Here is an 18264-nt window from a genome sequence, read left to right as displayed (position 1 = left end):
GCTCCTTGTGTCCTGCCGATAGGGAAAATGTTTCGGCCCCGTGTCCGCACAAAGGACACGGGGCCGAAGCGGAGCCCACTGGGGTCAGGCAGCCCAGACGTCATCGGGCAGCCTGCCCGGCAGATGCGGGTTGCCTGTGCTTACGAAGCGCAACTGCGGCCTCTCCCCCACGATGATTTGGTATCGCTGGTGTTCCCAGTCCCGCAGCAGCCCACGCACCCACGGGGCGAGGGCCACCAAGGCCACCAGGTTGATGATGGCCCCTAGGCCCAGCGCAATGTCTGCCAGGCTCCATACGGTGGTAAGGGCCGCGCCACCGCCCAGGAAAGTGCAGCCGACGCCAGCTACGCGCAGTGCCCAGCTGGCCCAGGGGGCGCGGGTGAGGTAGTCCAGGCAGACCTCCGCGTAGGAAAACGCTCCGAGGATCGTGGAGTAAGCGAGCACCAGGATCAACAGGGTCATGGGCCAGTTGGTCCAGGATCCCAAGACGCGGGCAATAGCGTCCTGCGTAAGGGTGCCGGAAACATCTGCCTCGCCAGCTCCGGTGATTCCAGGGGTGTAGACAGCGCCATCAGACTTGCCGGCGATAAGGATCGCCAACGCCGTCGCCGTGCACACCAGCATGGTGTCCACCAGCACGCCAAAAGCTTGGATGAAGCCCTGCTGAGCAGGGTGGGCGACCGTCGCTGAGCCAGCCGCACAGGCGACGCCCCCCAGGCCAGCCTCATTGGAAAACAGGCCCCGGCGTACACCATTGAGGATGGCTGCGATCAAACCACCGGCCACGCCAGATAAGCCTGAGCGCAGGTTGAAGGCACCCGCGAAAATATCCAGGATGGCCTCCGCGGCCTGTAGTGGGTGCGTCAGAATGATGATCGCCACCAGCAGCAGGTAGCCGATAGCCATAAGCGGGGCTAGCCACTCAGTGACGCGAGCGATGGACCGCAGGCCACCGAGCAAAACCGGCGCAACTAGCAGGCTTACCAGGGCCGCCCTCACCCAGGGGCTGAGGTCTGCAGTCTGCCCCAGGGCCGCTGTCATCGCATTGGCCTGAACCATCGGCATGGCCATCCCGTTGGCAAACATGAATACTACGGCGAACACACCACCGGCCACCGGCCAGCGAAGCCCGCGAGCAATGTAGTAAGCGGGGCCTCCGCGGTAGCTGCCGTCATGGCGAGACACTTTGAACAACTGGCCCAGGCTGGCCTCACTGAAGGCGGTGGCCATGCCCAGCAAGGCCACTAGCCACATCCAGAACACCGCCCCCGGGCCGCCGAGAACCAGGGCTAGGGCCACGCCAACGATGTTGCCGGTGCCTACCCGGCAGGCCAGCCCTACCGCGAAAGCTTGGAAGGAGGAGATGCCACCTTGTGCCCCGGACCGGGAGCCAATCATTGACCGCAGTACCGCACCTATGTGCCGCAGTTGCACGCCTCGGGTAAAGATCGTCAGCCACAGGCCCGCTGCGAGCAGGAGCCATACCAGGACTGTGCCGAAGAGCAGGTTGGAGGCCCAGCCGAGTGCCTCATTGAGCTGGTGCATATCTCAGTCCTTCCAAACGCCGCTGGCGACGTCACCCGGCAGATGCGGGTTGTTGTCGCCCCGGAAGACCGGGACTTCGCCTGCGCACAGTTGTGCCTCGAAGTCGCGCAGCGCACCCACAGCCCAGGGGGCCAGGCGAACGATAGCGACCAGGTTGAGGGCACCCATGACGCCCAGGGCGATATCAGTGAGGGCCCAAACGATCGGCAGGGTGAGGACGGTGCCCGCGAAGGCAGCGCCGGTCAGGACGATGCCTAGCACCTGCTCAGCCCGGTGCTCGCCACCTAGGAAATTCACGTTGACTTGGCTGTAGGAGTAGCAGCCCAGGACAGTGGAGAACACCAGGATGAAGATTAAGACGACCATCGGCCAAGTGGTCCAGGAGCCGAGGTGCTCAGCAACTGCCTGCTGGGTCAGAACCGCCCCTACAACTCCCTTATTGCCAGGCTGATAAGTGTTGTTGGCCAAGAGGATCAGCAGGCCCGTAGCGGTACAGACCAAAATCGTATCCACGAAGACGCCAAAGGACTGGATGAGTCCTTGGCGTGCAGGGTGGGGGGTGGTCGCGGTGCCGGCAGCATTGGGGGCGGTGCCCAGACCGGCCTCGTTGGAGAACAGGCCGCGGCGCACACCGTTGAGGACTGCTGCGGTAATGCCGCCAGCCAGGCCGAAGAGGGCCTGGTCCATGCCGAAGGCGCCGCGGACAATCTGTGAGAGGACGGCGGGAATCTCAGCAATATTCAGCAGGATTACCACCAGGGCTACGAGCACATAGAGCAACGCCATAAGCGGAGCCAGCCACTCAGTCACCCGGGCCACGGATTTGAGGCCGCCCAGGACGATAGGGGCGGTGAGGAGAATGAGAGCGACGCCGACCATCCAGGGAGCTACAGCCGGGACCGAGGCGTTGATGACGCCAGCTAGAGCATTGGTCTGCACCATGACGACGGTGACGCCCACACTCACGATGCACAGGACGGCAAAGACACTGCCCCACAGCCGCGAACCGAGACCGTTCTTGATGTAGTAGGCGGGACCACCCTTGAAGGTCAGGTCGCGGCCGCGCTCTTTGAAAACCTGCGCCAGAGTCGACTCAACGAAGGCCGTGGCCATACCGATAACGGCAACGACCCACATCCAAAACAGAGCCCCAGGGCCACCGGCTACCACCGCCAGGGCTACACCGGCCACGTTGCCGATACCCACGCGGGCAGCCAGGCCTACGGCGAAGGCCTGGAAGGAAGAAATACCGCCTTCGGCACCACTGCGTGAGGTGGTGATAGTGCGGATCATTGTGCCGAAGTGACGCAGTTGGACGCCGCGGGTGCGGATCGTGAAGTAGATGCCGACGGCGATGAGCAGCGCAGAGAGGACGTAGCTGTAGAGCTTGTCGTCGATCGTGTTGAGGAAACTCTCCACCTCGGCGGTGGTCAGCGCGGGATTTAGCTGGGGAATGAGGACAGCTGCGTTCATCGTTCAGCCCCCGTTGCTGCTGCTGGCTGGCTGGTTTCTGGCGCAATGACTGTCATTTGGGTTCCTTCCGGTCAGGTCTTGCTGGTCTGTGTGGGGCTCAGTCCCAGATATCTGTGCTGAGGTCCGCGGGCAGGTGAGGGTTCTTCTTGCCGTGGAATACAGGCTCGACGACGCCGTCGCGCCGCTGCGCCTCGTAGTCCCGCAGGGCGCCGACGCCCCATTTGAACAGCCAGATAAGCGCCACCAGGTTAGTCAGGGTCATGACGGCCATGGCGATGTCCACCGCGTTCCAGACGACTTCCAGGGTTAGGACGGCTCCGGCGGTGGCGGAGACGGCGGAGACGATGCGCACCAGCCAGCTGCCCCAGGTCTTACCTCCGGTCAGGTAGGACATATTGATGTCGGAGTAGACGTAGGCCGCAATGATCGAAGAGTAGGCCAGCACGAAGATCAGGATCGCCATTGGCAGGAGGGTCCAGCTGCCTAGTCCGTGGGAGATGGCCAAGGTGGTGAGGGTGGCTGGGTTGGCGTCGGCACGGGTCCAGGTCTCGGGGCCTGACAGGAGGATCACGAAGGCCGTGGCGGTGCACACCACGATGGTGTCAATGAAGACCCCCAGGGATTGGATGAAGCCCTGCTGCACGGGGTGGGAGACGGTGGCGGTGGCGGCGGCGTTGGGGGCCGTGCCTTGACCAGCCTCGTTGGAGAACAAGCCCCGCTTGGTGCCATTGACGATGGCGGCCAGAATCCCGCCACCTAGGCCACCCACCAGGGGTTCGGTGGCGAAGGCTGAGGAGAAAATCTGGCCGATAACCTGCACGAACTGTGGCAAGTTCAGCAGGCAGATAAGGGCCACCAGGATCACGTAGATAAGCGCCATGATGGGCGCCATCCACTCGGTGACGCGGGCGACAGCGCGTATACCTCCAAATACGACGACGGCGGTGAGCACGAAGACCAGGGCTGCCACCACGATTTGGGCGCCGGAGAGGCCCGCGAATCCGGGAAGGGTGGAGTTCTCACCGGAGCCGAAGGCGGCCGCGAGGGTGCCGGCGACGGCATTGGACTGCACTGAGGTGATAACGAAGCCGCAGGTGACCACGGTGATAGCCGCGAAGATGCTGGCCAGAACCGGGTTGCGCATACCTGCACGCATGTAGAAGGCAGGGCCACCGCGGAAGGTGCCGTCCTGGGCCCGGACCTTGAAAATCTGGGCCAGGGTGGCCTCAAAGAAGGCGGTGGCCATACCTACGAATGCCACCACCCACATCCAGAAGATGGCTCCAGGCCCGCCCATTAACAGGGCTGCAGCCACCCCAAAGACGTTGCCGATACCTACACGGGCAGCCAGGGAGATGGCGAAGGCCTGGAAAGAGGAGATCCCGCCGTCGGCGTTACTGCGTGAGCCGAGAACCTGGCGGACCATATCTGGTAGGTGACGCAGTTGGACGGCGCGGCTAACTACGGTTAAAAACACGCCGGTGGCGATCAGCACCCACATGGTGATGTGGGCGGTGATCCAGTCAGCGATGGTGAGCAGGTTGGCTGCTAGTGCGTCCATAGAAGATGGCCTTTATACGCGAGGCGTTAGAAACGCGACGCATGCTCTCACAGTCTCACGGTTTGTTCTGCATCTGTCTCATCCTGTGCCTACTTCTTAGGTCAGGCAGGCAGCCAACTTCCACATGAGAGCATGGCCGCATGGCCTCCTCCCCCAACACTCCGGCACTTAACGCCCTGCTGGACTCACTGATTCCTGCCAGCGAACCCGAGCGAGTACCGGAAGCAGAGGATATTTACCTGGCCTTCAACCAGTGGGCGGAGGATACTGGCCGTCCTCTTTACCCCCACCAAGATGAGGCGCTGAGCCAGATCCTGGAAGGTCGCCACGTCATTGCTGCTACCCCAACGGGCTCCGGCAAGTCGATTATTGCCTTGGCTGCACATACGGCCTCACTGGCGCGCGGGGGGCGTTCCTATTACACGGCCCCGCTCAAGGCTTTGGTCAGTGAGAAGTTCTTTGAACTGGTGCGCCTCTTTGGGGCAGATAACGTTGGCATGGTCACTGGGGACACCTCCATCAACGCCGCTGCCCCCATCATCTGCTGCACCGCGGAGATCCTGGCTAACCAGGCCTTGCGGGAGGGCACAGAGCTGGACGTGGACTCGGTGGTGATGGACGAGTTCCACTATTACGCGGATCCACAGCGGGGCTGGGCTTGGCAGGTACCCCTTCTAGAACTCCCTCATGCTCAAATGGTGCTGCTGTCAGCCACCTTGGGTGACGTCTCTTTCTTTGTGAAGGACCTGGAAGCGCGCACGGGCCGTGAGGTGGCGGTGGTTGATGACGCCGTGCGCCCGGTGCCTCTGGAGATGGAGTACTCGGTGGAGGCCATAGGCGAGCTTTTAGAGCGCCTGGTGGGTCAGGACAAGGCCCCGGTCTATGTAGTGCATTTCTCGCAGAAGGAGGCGATTGAGCGCGCTACCTCCCTGCTGAGCGTGGACCTGAAAGCCAAGGCCCGGAAGGCAGAGATCGCTGCAGCTTTGGGCGACTTCCGCTTTGGTGGTGGCTTCGGGCAGACGCTATCCCGGCTGGTGCGCGCCGGCATTGGGGTACACCACGCGGGCATGCTGCCGCGCTACCGGCGCCTGGTAGAACGTTTGGCTCGTGAGGGGCTGCTCAGCGTCATCTGCGGGACGGACACTCTGGGCGTGGGCATTAACGTGCCGATCCGCTCGGTGGTGCTCACCAGCCTGGTGAAGTTCGACGGCGCCACCGAGCGTCATCTCACAGCCCGAGAGTTCCATCAGATTGCGGGCCGGGCGGGCCGGGCCGGCTTTGACACCCGCGGTTTCGTGGTGGTGCAGGCCCCCGAGCATGTCATTGAGAACGCCAAGGCTCTGGCCAAGGCAGGCGACGATGAGCGCAAGCGACGCAAGATCGTCCGGAAGAAAGCCCCGGAGGGGCGCGTCAACTGGACAGACAAAACCTTTGAGCGGCTGCGAGACGCCGCGCCAGAGACTCTTACCAGCCAGTTCCAGGTAACCACCACCATGGTGCTGAATCTCTTGGAACGTCCTGGTGACCCAGTCGCCGCAATGGCGGCCTTGCTAGAGCGAGTGCAAGCTGCGGAGGCTGAGCGGCGGGCACTGCGGCGCCGAGCGGTGGAGATCTACTTGTCTTTGCGCACTGCGGGCGTCGTCGAGCATGTGTCCAGCAAGCAGGCAGCAGCTGACGGCTTGCCACGCCTGCGCCTAGCGGTGGATCTACCTGCTGACTTCGCTTTGAACCAGCCACTGGCGCCTTTTGCCTTGGCGGCTATGGACCTGCTGTCCTTGGAATCTCCGGAGCACACGGTGGAGGTGGTCAGTGTGGTGGAGTCCACGCTGGACGATCCCCGACCGCTTCTTTACGCCCAACAGCGGGCTGCCCGCGGTGAGGCGGTGGCCGCTATGAAGGCTGAGGGCTTGGACTATGACCAGCGGATGGCAGCTCTGGAGGAGGTCACCTGGCCGCGTCCGCTGGCCGAACTGTTGGTGCCTGCTTTGGAGATGTACCGGCAGGCAAACCCCTGGATCGCACAGTTTGAGCTCTCCCCTAAGTCGGTGGTGCGGGAGATGGTGGAGAATGCCATGACCTTCTCGGACTTGGTCTCCCGCTATGAGTTGGGCCGCAGCGAGGGCGTGGTGCTGCGCTATTTGACGGACGCCTACCAAGCTTTGCGACAGGTGGTGCCAGAGGAGCACCGCACTCCCGAGGTAGAGGAGTTGATTGAGTGGCTGGGTGCCCTGGTGCGGGCAGTGGACTCCTCCCTGCTGGACGAGTGGGAGGCGCTAGGGGCGCTCCAGTCCGGCCAGGAGGTGCTGCCCGGCGATCGGCCGGGGGCGGATGATTCAGCGGGGGTAGAGCGTGCTTTCGGGGCCGACGCTGACGGCAAGGTGGCTTTCACCCGCAACCGGCATGCCTTCCGAGTGGCGGTGCGCAAGGAGCTGTTCCGCCGCGTGGAGTTAATGGCGCGCGACGACGTCGAGGCTCTGGGGCGTCTGGATGCTGCCGCAGGTTGGGGTGAGCAGCGCTGGGATGAGGCCCTGGGCCGTTACTGGGAGGAGTACGACTGGCTGGGCACGGACCAAGCCGCCCGGGCGGTATCCTTAGCTCCGCTAGATGAGCAGCCGGAGGACTCGGCGCTGGCAGCCGCAGGAGTATCCGAGGCTTTGCGGGAGGCACTGGAGCGTTCGGGCCGTGAAGTGTGGCTGGCCACGCAGGTATTGGAGGACCCGGAGGGCGACCATGACTGGCGGCTGGTAGCGCTGGTAGATCTGGCTGCCTCCGATCAGGCGGAGCAGGCGGTGCTGCGTCTGCTGACGGTGGGACCTCAATTCTGAACTGTGGCGGCTCCTGGGTCATCTTGTATCAGGAGCTTGTGTGTCTTGGAGTCTGCCCGGGGCGCCACGAGGCGACATCACGCCGGGCAGCACGCCAGGCCATTAAGGCTGAGCCAGATGCGCCGACCACAGTGAATATAAGTGCTCCACAGGTCAGGATCGGGCTAGCTTTCCAGTTGGGCAAGTTGGGGTCGCCGATTATGTGCTCCATCCCTAACGGCAGGATGTTGTATACGATGACTCCTAATACCCCGGCGGTTAGCAGCGGTATAGATACGCTCCAAGCCGTTGCACTTGAGGCCACAGCGGGATTCCCTGTCACGGACCCCACTGGGGCCACTATCGCGCTCACCTGCCGAAGATCCTCAGTGAGAGCCACGCCCAGGGCCAGTATCAGTATCAATCCGCCGATAGTGGAGAAGAACAACACCCATCCCTCTTCCAGAGCCACATCGGCACCAGCCACGTGCCAGCTAGAACGCACAGATACGATTGTACCTGGTAGGTAGCGGCTGGCTGTACTTTGCAGGGAGTCGAGGTCAAGTCCGGTTTTAGTTGGCGAGACAAGGATGAGTTCCTCGGAGTCTCGCGGTACCTCCTCAGTCTGGGTGACGAAAAGCCGAGGAAGCTGGCCCACCGCATAGCGCACACGGTCCGAGCCGGTAACCACTGGGGTCTTAACCGCTTGCCTGTCAGGGCACGGCAATTCCAGAGCCTTCAGCGCTGCACAGGAACCGCTTAGGTTCAACGACTCAGCGGCGCCAGGTTCAGGCGCCGATTCCCTATGAATAGCCAGGACGCCTATCTCCGGTGGCAGCTGTTCGATTATTGGAGCAGGGCTAGCATTCGCCGGGACATGCAATGTGAGCACGCTGGTACCGTAACGAGCCAGGTCTTTTTGAGATTGAACAATTATCCCGCTCAGGCTGGAAGTGTGCAGATGAACCAGTCCAGCCAAAATGATGACAGCACACATACTGAGCGCAACTGAGCTAACGCGCCTAGGCAGATGCTCGAGGAACCTACCTGCTATGAGCATTCCCGGGAAGGAGCGCAGTTGAGATACACGTACCAAAATGCGACCAACCCACAGACATACCAGGCTAATGGGAGCCCATGACAGGATGATGGTGGCAAATCCTGCTGCCGTTGCAATGTGACCAACAAAAGGCCAAGGGGCCAGCAGCGCCGGCAAAGATGCCCCAGCAGTAAGAGCCAGAAGAAATCCTGCACTGTAAATGTCGCGATCTGCCTGACGAACCCGTCTACGGCGGCGCTTACGCTCACGGATACGGGTGCGGACCAGCCCCACCATGGCTAGGCAGGCACCAACTCCTGCAAATATTGCGACTAACAGCAAGGGTGCAACCTGCCGAGTGTCTGCTGCGTTGTAGCGAGCATCCAGGAAAGGCAGAATTATGTCACAGCTCATTGCCCAAATCATGGTTGAACAGGCGATAAGAGCCGCCGCTAGGCAGTAAGGCAAGTGCTCCAAGCAATCTAGTCGGACCAGCTGACGACGACTGAGGCCTATGGCAGCGAGCATCCGCCCGGTCCTGCATAACTTCTCAGCCCCTACCGCCGCACCGATTCCCACTGTTACGAGGCCGGGGAGGAAGAGGCTACTCAAAACCAGCAGAACTGAACGCTCCAAACCGCTGCGATAGAGGTAACCCGTGCCATGAATCGCCTCTTGCCAGTCCCTGTAGCCAAAGCCCCATACCGGGAGCATTGCCTGAGTTTGCAGAGTGTCTGCAGTAGCCCTGAGGTAAACACGGCGTTCAGTCGGTGTTTCCAGCCCGGTAGGGTCTATGTAACCGGCAACCTTTCCATAGAGCAGGCTCCTACTTCCCACTAGTTCATTAGCGAGTTGCGGCGATACATATGCTTCTCCGAGGGCAGGCCAACGGTCTAGGCCCGGTGGTAGAGGCGCATCGGCGATCAATGGTTCCAGAACAACCAAAGTGACAGGGCGATTGTCAATCTCACCGAAGACGGGCAGGTATAACAGCTTGACATCACCCTCGTGTAACTCGGCTGGAATCGGGGATATTGCAGCCGAGCGTGCTTGGCCGAGCCACACGTCGTTAACCAGAACTACAAGGGACATCAACCCTAGGCAGGCCAATAATGTACCCAGCATTACTACCAAGTAGGAAGCTCTGTGACCAGCGCGTCGATGTTGAGCACGTAGTGCCCTGGCAGCCACCATCATGGAATGGCTCATGAGCATGCCTGCCTCAGACGACCTTCATCCAGGTGGTACCAGCGATCGGCAGACGCGGCAATATCTTCATCATGAGTTACTAACAGCAATGCCCGATTTGCACCTCTTACCTGCTGACAGAGGCAGGAGATGACATTCTCACGATTAGCGCGGTCCAGTGAAGCAGTGGGTTCATCAGCGATCAGCAGTCGAGGAGAACCAATCAGGGCGCGTGCTATCGCCACCCGCTGTTGTTCTCCTCCAGACAAGGAGGAGGTTTGCCGCGCTTGCACCTCTATACCTAGTTGGGCTAGTAAAACGCGCCCTTTACTAGCAGCAGCTTCGAAGGCAATACCGCCGGCCAAAGCAGGCAGAATAACATTTTCTAGAGGCGTTAGTTCGTCAAGCAGATAGCCTGCTTGGAACACCATACCGATGGTTTCACGTCTCATTTTCGCGGCAGCTGAATTGTTTCCAAACTGCACTGTTCTCCCGTTTACTCTCACCTCGCCTCGGTCTGGCTTGAGTAGACCAAGGACGAGGGAGAGTAGAGTGGATTTTCCGCTACCGGAGGGGCCCGTGATCGCAGCTACTTCACCGTTGCCTAGCGTCAAGTCAAGGCCGTTGAGTACCAGCCGGCCTCCATAACTGAAGGTAAGGTCGCGCAGGCACGCGATGGGGTTACTCATCTAGACCGCCACAGCTTCATTCCACGCATACGAGCAGCAACATCAGCCCCAGTTTGAGCATCTGTCATATTGCCACTGCAGGTCAACACATGCCCGGACCGCCGTCACTCTAAACGTATACGTCCTGTTAACAGTTGTCCCCACACCACTGTAGTTATTCAGACGAGTAGACGTGGTATTGACATTGGCGTATACGCCGTGATCATCTCCTGATGTGTCACTAAGGTACACAGTATTACCAATACGCGAGGCACTAGCACCTATGACACTAACAGTCTGAGCCGCAGCCGGAGCTACCCCCAGACTCACAGAGGCTATAAGCATAGCCGAGACGAGTAGCCGATTCTTCTTCATGGCGTTCCCTTCCGTCATTAGGAATCCATGACACCAGCATCAGTACTGGCATCAGTACTGGCATCAGTACTGGCATCAGTACTGGCATCATTGCCAGCGTAACACTATGATACCGACCTATACCACAAAAGTCGATATCTAGCACAAATATAAGTAATCGCCATTAAAACCTGCTGACTGTCAGCGGTGCACTTACCAAAAGACGCGCTGGGCGATCGCGTCCGCGAAGTTGTCCAGCGCAGCGGGCGCGGAACTGAGGTACAGGCCGGCGTCAATCAGCGAAACCTCCATCAGGTAGAAGCTCCCCTGCCCGTCTGAGACCACGTCAACGCGGTTGAACAGCAACAGGATGTCCCGCTGGGAACGCTCCTTAATGAGCCCGTGGATGGCCTTGCGAACCTTCTCACCCCAGAGCCACTCCTGCTCGGAGGGTTCGCGGGCAGTGACGATCTCCTCGTGCACCTCTTCCTCATCGGTGGAGCGGAAGGAGGGGTGCAGCATGGGGGCTTTCTCCACAGCGTGAGAGAGCACTCCGTTGAAGTAGACCAGGGAAAGCTCACCTTTGCGGTCCACCTCTTCCAGATAGCGCTGCACCATGACCGTGCGGCCGCGGCCCAGATGGTGGACGGCGTCGTTGATGGCCTCAGAGCGGGACTTGGCGTCAATGGCGGTGTAGCGGCCGGTGCCGCGTCCGCCGGAGGAGATGGCGGGCTTGACCACAAAGTCACCGAAGGCTGGGAAACGAGTGTGCACCTGGTGCTTGGAGAGCTGCTGCTCCGGCTCCAGCCACATGGTAGGGATGGTGGGCACGCCCCGTTTCTCCAACTCACGCAAGTAGTGCTTGTCTGAGTTCCAGTCCACCACGTCCGGATGGTTTAGCAGGCGTGGCACACAGCGGGCCCATTCGCGGAAGGCGTCGTAGTGGCGGCGCTTGGCGTAGTCACGCACCGAGCGCAGGACGACGATGCCAGCGTTGTGCCAATCCACGTCCGGGTCGTTCCACACCGCGATGCGCGGGTCGATGCCCCGCTCCGCCAGTGCGTCAGGCAGGGCCAGGTCGTCCGCGTCAAGGTTCGGGAAGTCAGCAGAGGTCGCCAGTGTCACGATGGGTTTTGCCACAGGGCACACGGTACCGTGTGGCAGCCCTATGGGGGACCAATGGCACAATGCGGTTATGACCACTGACGCTCAGGGCCGGCCTTTGCGCGGCTTCTATCCTCCAATCGAACCCTACGAGTCTGGTTTGTTAGACGTGGGTGATGGCCAGCAGGTCTACTGGGAGACCTGCGGTAACCCCGACGGCGTGCCAGCGGTGTTCGTGCACGGTGGACCCGGTGGCGGCTGTGCCCCTGAGCACCGACGCTGTTTCGACCCAGAGCGCTATCGAATCGTCTTGTTTGACCAGCGGGGCTGCGGACGCTCACTGCCCCACGCTTGGGAACCTGAGGCAGATCTGTCCACCAACACCACCTGGCACCTGGTGGCGGATATGGAACGTCTGCGGGAACACCTAGGGATCGGGCGTTGGCTGGTTTTTGGCGGCTCCTGGGGTTCGACGCTGGCCTTGGCGTACGCGCAGAAGAACCCGGAGCGGGTGACCGCCTTGGTGCTGCGCGGGATTTTCACACTGCGCCAACGCGAGCTGGACTGGTACTACGAGGCTGGTGGCGCGGACCTGGTTTGGCCCGACGAGTGGGAGCACTACGTGGCTGCCGCTGGTGCCGGAGTGGAGCCGGGAGGTTACATCCAGCGCTATCACGAATTGCTCATGGACCCGGACCCGGCAGTGCATGGTCCGGCAGGACGGGCTTGGACCACTTGGGAGGCGGCCACTTCCACGCTTCTGCGCGACCACCAGCATATTGCTGAGGTGCAGGATCCGGCCTTCGCCATCACCTTTGCCCGCATTGAAAACCACTACTTCTTGAACCGCGGTTGGATGGAAGACGGTGAGCTGCTGCGCGGCGCACATGTGCTCTCAGAGCATGGCATCCCAGGAGTGATCGTGCAAGGCCGCTATGACATGTGCTGCCCAATTGGCACTGCCTGGGCGCTGCACCGGGTATGGCCGGAGGCCGAGTTATGCATCTCCCCCACCTCCGGGCACGCCTTCAGCGAGCCGGAGACCCTTTCTGCGCTGATCTACGCCACCGACCGGTTTGGCTTAGAACTGGCCGAGGAAGCGGTCTCGGGTGCCACCGCCGAGGACCAGTCATGAGGTTTGGGGAAAGCATTCGCTTCACAGACCGCCAGAAGTACCTGGCATCTTTGCTCAGTATCGGTGTGGTGACCCTGCTGCTGGTGGGCTTGATTGGCGGCTGGGTGGCACTGCACGATCGCAACGAGGACGGCTCTGCCGGGCTTATTTCTGGTGTGGTGATCGTAGTGATTGCTCTGCTGGGCTGGAATATCGGCTACCGGGTGCGGGAGCGCTACCGCTTGCGTCTGCCCTTGTGGGGAGGCCTGGATGAAGAGCAAGCGCGTCTGCTGGCCCAGTACCGGCAGTGGCGGCGCTCCGGGAAGATTGGGGAGCCGCCGTCGTCGGAAGTGAAGCATGCCTCGCGTTCGGTGGCTGGTGCGGCGATGGACCACGTGCCGGGCCTATCCAAGCGGGACCGGCAGCGGCGAGCTCAGGTGCAAGCCCAGTTAGAGCAGCGCCGCGCCAAGGAGCGGGGCCAGGACTGAAACTTTGTGGGCGGCTTGCAGCTGGAGCCGTTGAGCAGGCAGTGCCCTGCGTCTCCTGAGTGTCCCGCACATCACGTCGCCACAGTCGGTCTCGACTGGACTCGCACCGGTCCGGCACGTAAAGTCTTCCTTCGTCGCCAGGCGGTAAACGCCTGCGGGACATGCCTCCTTAGCTCAGTTGGTTAGAGCACCTGACTCTTAATCAGGGTGTCCAGGGTTCGAGTCCCTGAGGGGGTACCACGGCTGGGGTTTAGGCTCCGGCAGTGAATTTCTAACCAAGCCTCCTTAGCTCAGTTGGTTAGAGCACCTGACTCTTAATCAGGGTGTCCAGGGTTCGAGTCCCTGAGGGGGTACCACGTGAGGCCGCACCGGTTCGAACTGGGTGCGGTGCGGTGTTTCCACCGGTTTCCTGCTATCCACACCGGCAAGGTTCATGGTTTTTGCAGGCACAGGATGTCTAATCGTCTAGGCGTGGGAACAACTACCTGTAACCATGTGTTGCCACTCACGTGAGCGCCTACAAAGTAGGCACGGCAGACCAGTTGTCCCACGGGCAACCAGTGGTCTGCGTCAAGACCACATGGCACCCAGGCCGCAGGGAGTACCTGCAATCCGCCTGGCGCCCCGGCCTATCAGGGCCACAGATGAGGAGAAGAAGAGAATGATGAACAAGTTGAACATCACGCAAGAGGCCGCAGCGCGCGAGCTGGAGGCCGCCCAGGCAGAGCTTGAGTCTCTGACCGCCACCGCCTCCCCTTCCCGCCTGGAGCGCGCGCTTGAGCGCGTCAATGCGGCGCAGGAGGCACTGGCACTAGCTGCCTGAACCGGCTAAGGGCCGCGCAGGCGGCGTCTTGGCGGGAGGTCTCTGCCAATCGAGTTCTTGTGGGGTCGGTACCAGATGGTGCCGACCCCACGGTTTCGTTTGCGTGGCAGGATGGTGACAGCTCTCCCAGGAAGGAAAGTCCATGCCTGCTTTAACCGTCGGTGACACCGCCCCTGATTTCAGCCTGCCGGGAGGCGACGGCGACGTCGTCGCCCTGGCGGAGTTGCGCAAGCGCGCCAAGCGGGGCGTAATCGTCTACTTCTATCCCAAGGCCTCCACCCCCGGTTGTACTAAGGAGGCCTGTGACTTCCGTGACTCGCTGGCTGCTTGGCGTGCGGCAGGCTACGAGGTGGTGGGCATCTCACCTGACTCCTCCGCAGCTATTGCACGCTTCGTTGAAAAGCGTTCCCTACCTTTCCCCTTGCTCTCCGATCCAGAGCACAAAGTCATGGAGGCATGGGGTGCCTGGGGTGAGAAGAAGAACTACGGCAGGGTGTACACGGGCGTGATCCGTTCCACGGTGGTGGTGGATCGGGCTGGCAAAGTCACTCTGGTGCTTTACAACGTCAAGGCCCTTGGACATGTTGGACGGCTGCGACGCGCCCTCGGTCTGGGGGACTGAGGCACCAGCCGGGGCTCACAGCAGGTATGGTGTGTCCCTGAGCGCGAGTGGCGGAATTGGTAGACGCCCCAGATTTAGGTTCTGGTGCCTTCGGGCGTGAGGGTTCGAGTCCCTTCTTGCGCACTACGACTTGTCGTTGGCGGCAGCTCAGTACTCTTATGGACCTGAGCTGCCAGAGCTTGATTGGGCGTTCTGGTCAGCCTATCCAAGCTGAGCTACCTGCGGCGGTATGCATGACCAGCAGCAGTTGGCTACTTCTCACAGGCAATGCCGTCGTGGTCTCGATCCAGACCGTCCCGATAGCCCGGGTTGCCGCGGTAGAGCGGAGCCGCTCCTGCCGCTTTAGCCTCCTTACAGTTGGCGTAGTAAACCTGTCCTTGCCCTTGGTCTCCCCCACCCACGAAAGGCTGAATCTGCTGCGACGCAGGGGGCTAAGCCTGTTTTGCCGCTGGCTCCTGAGGCTGCGGTTTGTGCTGCGTCGGCTGCTTAGCTGTCTGATTCTGAGGCTGCAGTTTCTACTCCGCCTGTTGCTTGGCCGCCTGTGCTTGTGCCTGACGTTCTTGCTCCGCCTGTTGCTTGGCCGCTTCTTCTTTTGCGGCCGCTTGTGCAGCCGCCGAAGCCGAGGCCGACGCCTGAGCTTCCGCCACATCATTGCGGACCTTTAGGTTCAGCTCCTGGCCAGCAGACACCTTCGTGCCTGCAGCTGTGCTCTGAGATAGAACCGACCACTCGGCTTCATTCTGAACTCCACCGCCTCCCTTCGCGGCCTCCAGGTTCACAGGCCCGGTCAGTCCGGCAGCACTGAGCGCGCTGCGGGCTTGATCTACTTTCATGCCTACCACGTTGGGGACCGTGACCTGCGCTTCAGCAGTAGCAGCTCGACTGGCGAAGGTGGACTGCTTCTCCGGCATTTCATTACAAGCACTGAGGGCGGGTCCAGCCATCAAACAAGCAGCCAGAAGTACAGCTACCTGAGAGTGACGAGCAGTCGAAGCGGGGAACCAGATTAGGGAGGGTTTTCATGCGTGATGCCTTTTGAGATGCCGGATCGGGAAAGTGGGATAGCAACAAGCAACAGATTCTCTTACTTGCATGCCGGTTTCTAACCTACATCAGATTGCCGCCCGCCCCCCACACCTTTCTGCCTACCCTCGGCCACACCTACCTACCCTGAGCGAGAGGCCAGCCATACACCGGAGACATTGGTTCCCTTGAGACACAGGCCACTGGATTCCAATTCCTCGCGCACTACGGCCAGGCCAGGATGATGGACAGTCATTACCGTCGAGCAAGCATCGATGACTTTGCCGTCATCGATCGTCAGGTAGGTCATAGTCCAGCGCATCAGTTGGTCATCCAAGGGCTCCCCTTTAGCCCGCCCCTGGTAGCGCAGCTGACCGAGCCTGGCGTCCGCAAAGACATGCTCAGCTACCACCTCAGGCCGGTCTGGAGCCTGTATATCTAGCAAGACTGGTGCACCCTTGCCAAGCCTTGAGGCGAGGCACCCAAATAACTCACGGCGCTCATGGGCAGAGAAATGCCCTAGGACACCAAACATAAGGGCGCCACTAAGGCTGTCTGGCCAGGGAGCCTCAAGCGCCCCTTCTGGACGGATCGTGACGCGCTCGCGCCAGGCAGGCTGGGCGGTCAGGCGGGCCAGAGCTAGGGCCCTCATCGCGGGGCTGGGCTCGATCCCAACTACGGTAAGCCGAGCCGCACGACTAAGGAGGAACTGCGCGGCCCGACCCGATCCACAGCCAATGTCGAGCACCGGCCCATCCGCGCTGCGAAGCATTGCCAGGAAATCTGCCAGCGCCCGCTCTTGGTCAGCAACGTATTCTGTCGCCATCAGTTCATACACAGAGGCGACTGCGGCATAGGCGTCATCACTCACGAAGATTAACGATACTGGCTCTCATTTATATCTGAGGATGGATGAGCATACGCCCCGTCACCATCAGACGGGTGCTGGCCGCCACCCCCGACCCACCCGGTAGTCTTCGCTAACGTGACTCCCACTGAGATGACCCGCAAGGATGGCCGCGCAACCGACGAATTGCGCCCCGTCACCATCACCCGCAACTGGAACGTTAACGGAGAAGGCTCCGTCCTAATCGAGTTCGGTCGCACTCGCGTCCTCTGCGTTGCCTCCTTCACGGAAGGCGTGCCGCGCTGGCGCAAAGGCAGCGGCGAAGGCTGGGTGACCGCCGAATACGCCATGCTCCCCCGCGCCGGCTCAGAGCGCTCCGGTCGTGAATCCGTCAGGGGCCGGGTTGGCGGTCGCACCCACGAAATCTCCCGTCTGATCGGCCGTTCACTGCGCGGCGTCATCGACGTCGCCGCCCTAGGTGAAAACACCATCGCCTTGGACTGTGATGTCCTCCAGGCCGACGGCGGCACCCGCACCGCCTCCGTGACTGGCGCCTACATTGCGCTGGCAGACGCCGTCGCCTGGGGCACCAAGCGCGGCTTCGTGACCCCACACGCAGGTAAGCCAGTCCTGTCTGACTCGGTGAGCGCAATCAGCGTTGGCATCATCGACGGCGTGCCTTGCTTAGATCTTCCCTACGAGGAGGATGTGCGTGCCATGACGGATATGAACATCGTCCAAACCGGCGACGGCCGTTTCATTGAGGTGCAAGGAACTGCCGAGCACCAGCCCTTCGACCGCACCGAATTGGGGGCCCTGCTGGACCTGGCAGCAAAGGGCAATGCCGAGTTGACAGCCCTGCAGGCTCGCGCCCTAGCTGGCCCCGCCGATACCCCCTTCACTATCCGCTCCGGCGAGTTGGCCTGAGCATGGCGACGCCGTCGGTCAAGGTGCCCCCGAGCGCCCTACTAGTGCTAGCCACCCACAACCAGGGCAAATTGCGGGAACTGCGTGAGGTGCTGGCCCCACTGGTGCCAGGACTGGACCCGGAGTCCATTATTTCTGCCGCCGAGTTGAATGCTCCTGAGCCGATGGAAGACGGCCTGAGCTTTGCGGCCAATGCACTCATTAAGGCGCGTGCCTTGGCCAAGGCCACTGGTTTACCAGCGATGGCTGACGACTCGGGCCTGTGTGTAGACGTGCTGGGCGGGGCGCCGGGGATCTTTTCCGCGCGCTGGTGTGGTCATCATGGTGACGACGCCGCCAATCTGCGCCTGTTGCTGGATCAGATTGCTGATGTCGCCGACCCACACCGCACAGCCCGTTTCACCTGTGCGGCGGTGCTGGTGGTTCCCGGGCAGGCCGAACCGGTGGTGGTGGAGCGCTCCATGGAGGGGCGCTTGTTGCGTGAGCCGGTGGGTGAGGGAGGCTTTGGCTACGACCCAATTTTTGTGCCCGTACAGGAGGACCTACCGGGTGCAGCTGGGCGGACGACCGCCCAGCTGAGTGCGGCCCAGAAGAACGCGATCTCTCACCGCGGGCAGGCCGTTCGCGACCTGGCCCCGCTGGTAGCCCAGCTGCTGCACGACTGAAGCTACAAGCCGTGGCCGT

Annotated in this window: 16 protein-coding genes and 3 tRNA genes; 10 read left to right on the top strand and 9 right to left on the bottom strand. The window is 61.5% G+C overall.

What is annotated here, in order from left to right; all coding sequences use genetic code 11:
• Nucleotides 1–84: 84 nt before the first annotated feature.
• From DR039_RS07675 to DR039_RS07665, 3 genes are all read right to left on the bottom strand, one after another.
• Nucleotides 85–1545 carry an alanine/glycine:cation symporter family protein gene (locus tag DR039_RS07675; protein WP_111836801.1) on the bottom strand — a complete coding sequence of 487 codons (1461 nt, stop codon included), beginning with the start codon at nucleotides 1543–1545 and terminating at the stop codon, nucleotides 85–87.
• Between the two features lie 3 nt (nucleotides 1546–1548).
• Nucleotides 1549–3018, bottom strand: a complete 1470-nt coding sequence (locus DR039_RS07670) for an alanine/glycine:cation symporter family protein (protein ID WP_111836800.1) — start codon at nucleotides 3016–3018, stop codon at nucleotides 1549–1551.
• A gap of 97 nt (nucleotides 3019–3115) precedes the next feature.
• The gene (locus tag DR039_RS07665) at nucleotides 3116–4579 is read right to left on the bottom strand and encodes an alanine/glycine:cation symporter family protein (protein WP_111836799.1); all 1464 of its coding nucleotides are present in this window, start codon (nucleotides 4577–4579) and stop codon (nucleotides 3116–3118) included.
• Nucleotides 4580–4719: 140 nt separating this feature from the next.
• On the opposite strand from DR039_RS07665, the gene DR039_RS07660 reads away from it, so the two are divergent.
• Nucleotides 4720–7404 carry a DEAD/DEAH box helicase gene (locus DR039_RS07660; protein ID WP_111836798.1) on the top strand — a complete coding sequence of 895 codons (2685 nt, stop codon included), beginning with the start codon at nucleotides 4720–4722 and terminating at the stop codon, nucleotides 7402–7404.
• A 28-nt stretch (nucleotides 7405–7432) separates the two neighbouring features.
• Here the strand turns inward: DR039_RS07660 and DR039_RS11125 are convergent, their stop codons facing one another.
• The 3 genes from DR039_RS11125 to DR039_RS07645 form a co-directional block, all read right to left on the bottom strand.
• The gene (locus DR039_RS11125) at nucleotides 7433–8110 is read right to left on the bottom strand and encodes a hypothetical protein (protein ID WP_126622233.1); all 678 of its coding nucleotides are present in this window, start codon (nucleotides 8108–8110) and stop codon (nucleotides 7433–7435) included.
• 1517 nt (nucleotides 8111–9627) lie between these two features.
• Nucleotides 9628–10299, bottom strand: a complete 672-nt coding sequence (locus DR039_RS07650) for an ABC transporter ATP-binding protein (RefSeq protein ID WP_111836796.1) — start codon at nucleotides 10297–10299, stop codon at nucleotides 9628–9630.
• Between the two features lie 546 nt (nucleotides 10300–10845).
• Nucleotides 10846–11772: an ATP-grasp domain-containing protein gene (locus DR039_RS07645; RefSeq protein WP_111836795.1), complete on the bottom strand. Its 927-nt coding sequence runs from the start codon at nucleotides 11770–11772 to the stop codon at nucleotides 10846–10848.
• Between the two features lie 55 nt (nucleotides 11773–11827).
• Here DR039_RS07645 and pip point away from each other — a divergent pair, with 55 nt between their 5' ends.
• The 7 genes from pip to DR039_RS07615 all read left to right on the top strand — a co-directional run bounded on the left by pip (nucleotide 11828) and on the right by DR039_RS07615 (nucleotide 14906).
• On the top strand, nucleotides 11828–12871 hold the full coding sequence (gene pip / locus DR039_RS07640; protein ID WP_111836898.1) for a prolyl aminopeptidase: 1044 nt from the start codon (nucleotides 11828–11830) through the stop codon (nucleotides 12869–12871).
• On the top strand, nucleotides 12868–13338 hold the full coding sequence (locus DR039_RS07635; RefSeq protein WP_111836794.1) for a hypothetical protein: 471 nt from the start codon (nucleotides 12868–12870) through the stop codon (nucleotides 13336–13338). Before pip ends, DR039_RS07635 begins: the two co-directional genes overlap by 4 nt.
• 163 nt (nucleotides 13339–13501) lie before the next feature.
• Nucleotides 13502–13578: transfer RNA gene (locus tag DR039_RS07630), tRNA-Lys, on the top strand.
• 39 nt (nucleotides 13579–13617) lie between these two features.
• Nucleotides 13618–13694, top strand: a tRNA-Lys gene (locus tag DR039_RS07625).
• 308 nt (nucleotides 13695–14002) lie between these two features.
• Entirely contained in the window at nucleotides 14003–14161 is a 159-nt protein-coding gene (locus tag DR039_RS11315; protein ID WP_170166835.1) for a hypothetical protein, read from the top strand.
• A gap of 142 nt (nucleotides 14162–14303) precedes the next feature.
• The gene (gene bcp / locus DR039_RS07620; protein ID WP_111836793.1) at nucleotides 14304–14783 is read left to right on the top strand and encodes a thioredoxin-dependent thiol peroxidase; all 480 of its coding nucleotides are present in this window, start codon (nucleotides 14304–14306) and stop codon (nucleotides 14781–14783) included.
• A gap of 41 nt (nucleotides 14784–14824) precedes the next feature.
• Nucleotides 14825–14906: transfer RNA gene (locus DR039_RS07615), tRNA-Leu, on the top strand.
• A gap of 128 nt (nucleotides 14907–15034) precedes the next feature.
• On the opposite strand, the gene DR039_RS07610 is transcribed toward DR039_RS07615, so the two are convergent.
• From DR039_RS07610 to DR039_RS07600, 3 genes are all read right to left on the bottom strand, one after another.
• Nucleotides 15035–15184 (bottom strand): excalibur calcium-binding domain-containing protein, encoded by a 150-nt coding sequence (locus DR039_RS07610; protein WP_111836792.1) that lies wholly within the window; start codon nucleotides 15182–15184, stop codon nucleotides 15035–15037.
• Nucleotides 15185–15298: 114 nt separating this feature from the next.
• Entirely contained in the window at nucleotides 15299–15694 is a 396-nt protein-coding gene (locus tag DR039_RS07605; protein ID WP_170166877.1) for a PASTA domain-containing protein, read from the bottom strand.
• A gap of 254 nt (nucleotides 15695–15948) precedes the next feature.
• Nucleotides 15949–16677 (bottom strand): SAM-dependent methyltransferase, encoded by a 729-nt coding sequence (locus DR039_RS07600; RefSeq protein WP_111836790.1) that lies wholly within the window; start codon nucleotides 16675–16677, stop codon nucleotides 15949–15951.
• 129 nt (nucleotides 16678–16806) lie between these two features.
• On the opposite strand from DR039_RS07600, the gene rph reads away from it, so the two are divergent.
• The gene (rph, locus tag DR039_RS07595; protein WP_111836789.1) at nucleotides 16807–17580 is read left to right on the top strand and encodes a ribonuclease PH; all 774 of its coding nucleotides are present in this window, start codon (nucleotides 16807–16809) and stop codon (nucleotides 17578–17580) included.
• A gap of 2 nt (nucleotides 17581–17582) precedes the next feature.
• Nucleotides 17583–18245, top strand: a complete 663-nt coding sequence (gene rdgB, locus DR039_RS07590) for an RdgB/HAM1 family non-canonical purine NTP pyrophosphatase (RefSeq protein ID WP_111836788.1) — start codon at nucleotides 17583–17585, stop codon at nucleotides 18243–18245.
• Nucleotides 18246–18264 lie beyond the last annotated feature (19 nt).

This window comes from Actinomyces bovis, assembly GCF_900444995.1.
Lineage (GTDB): Bacteria > Actinomycetota > Actinomycetes > Actinomycetales > Actinomycetaceae > Actinomyces > Actinomyces bovis.
The sequence above is the reverse complement of the archived record's forward strand: the minus strand, read 5'-3'. Positions and strand labels throughout refer to the sequence as shown.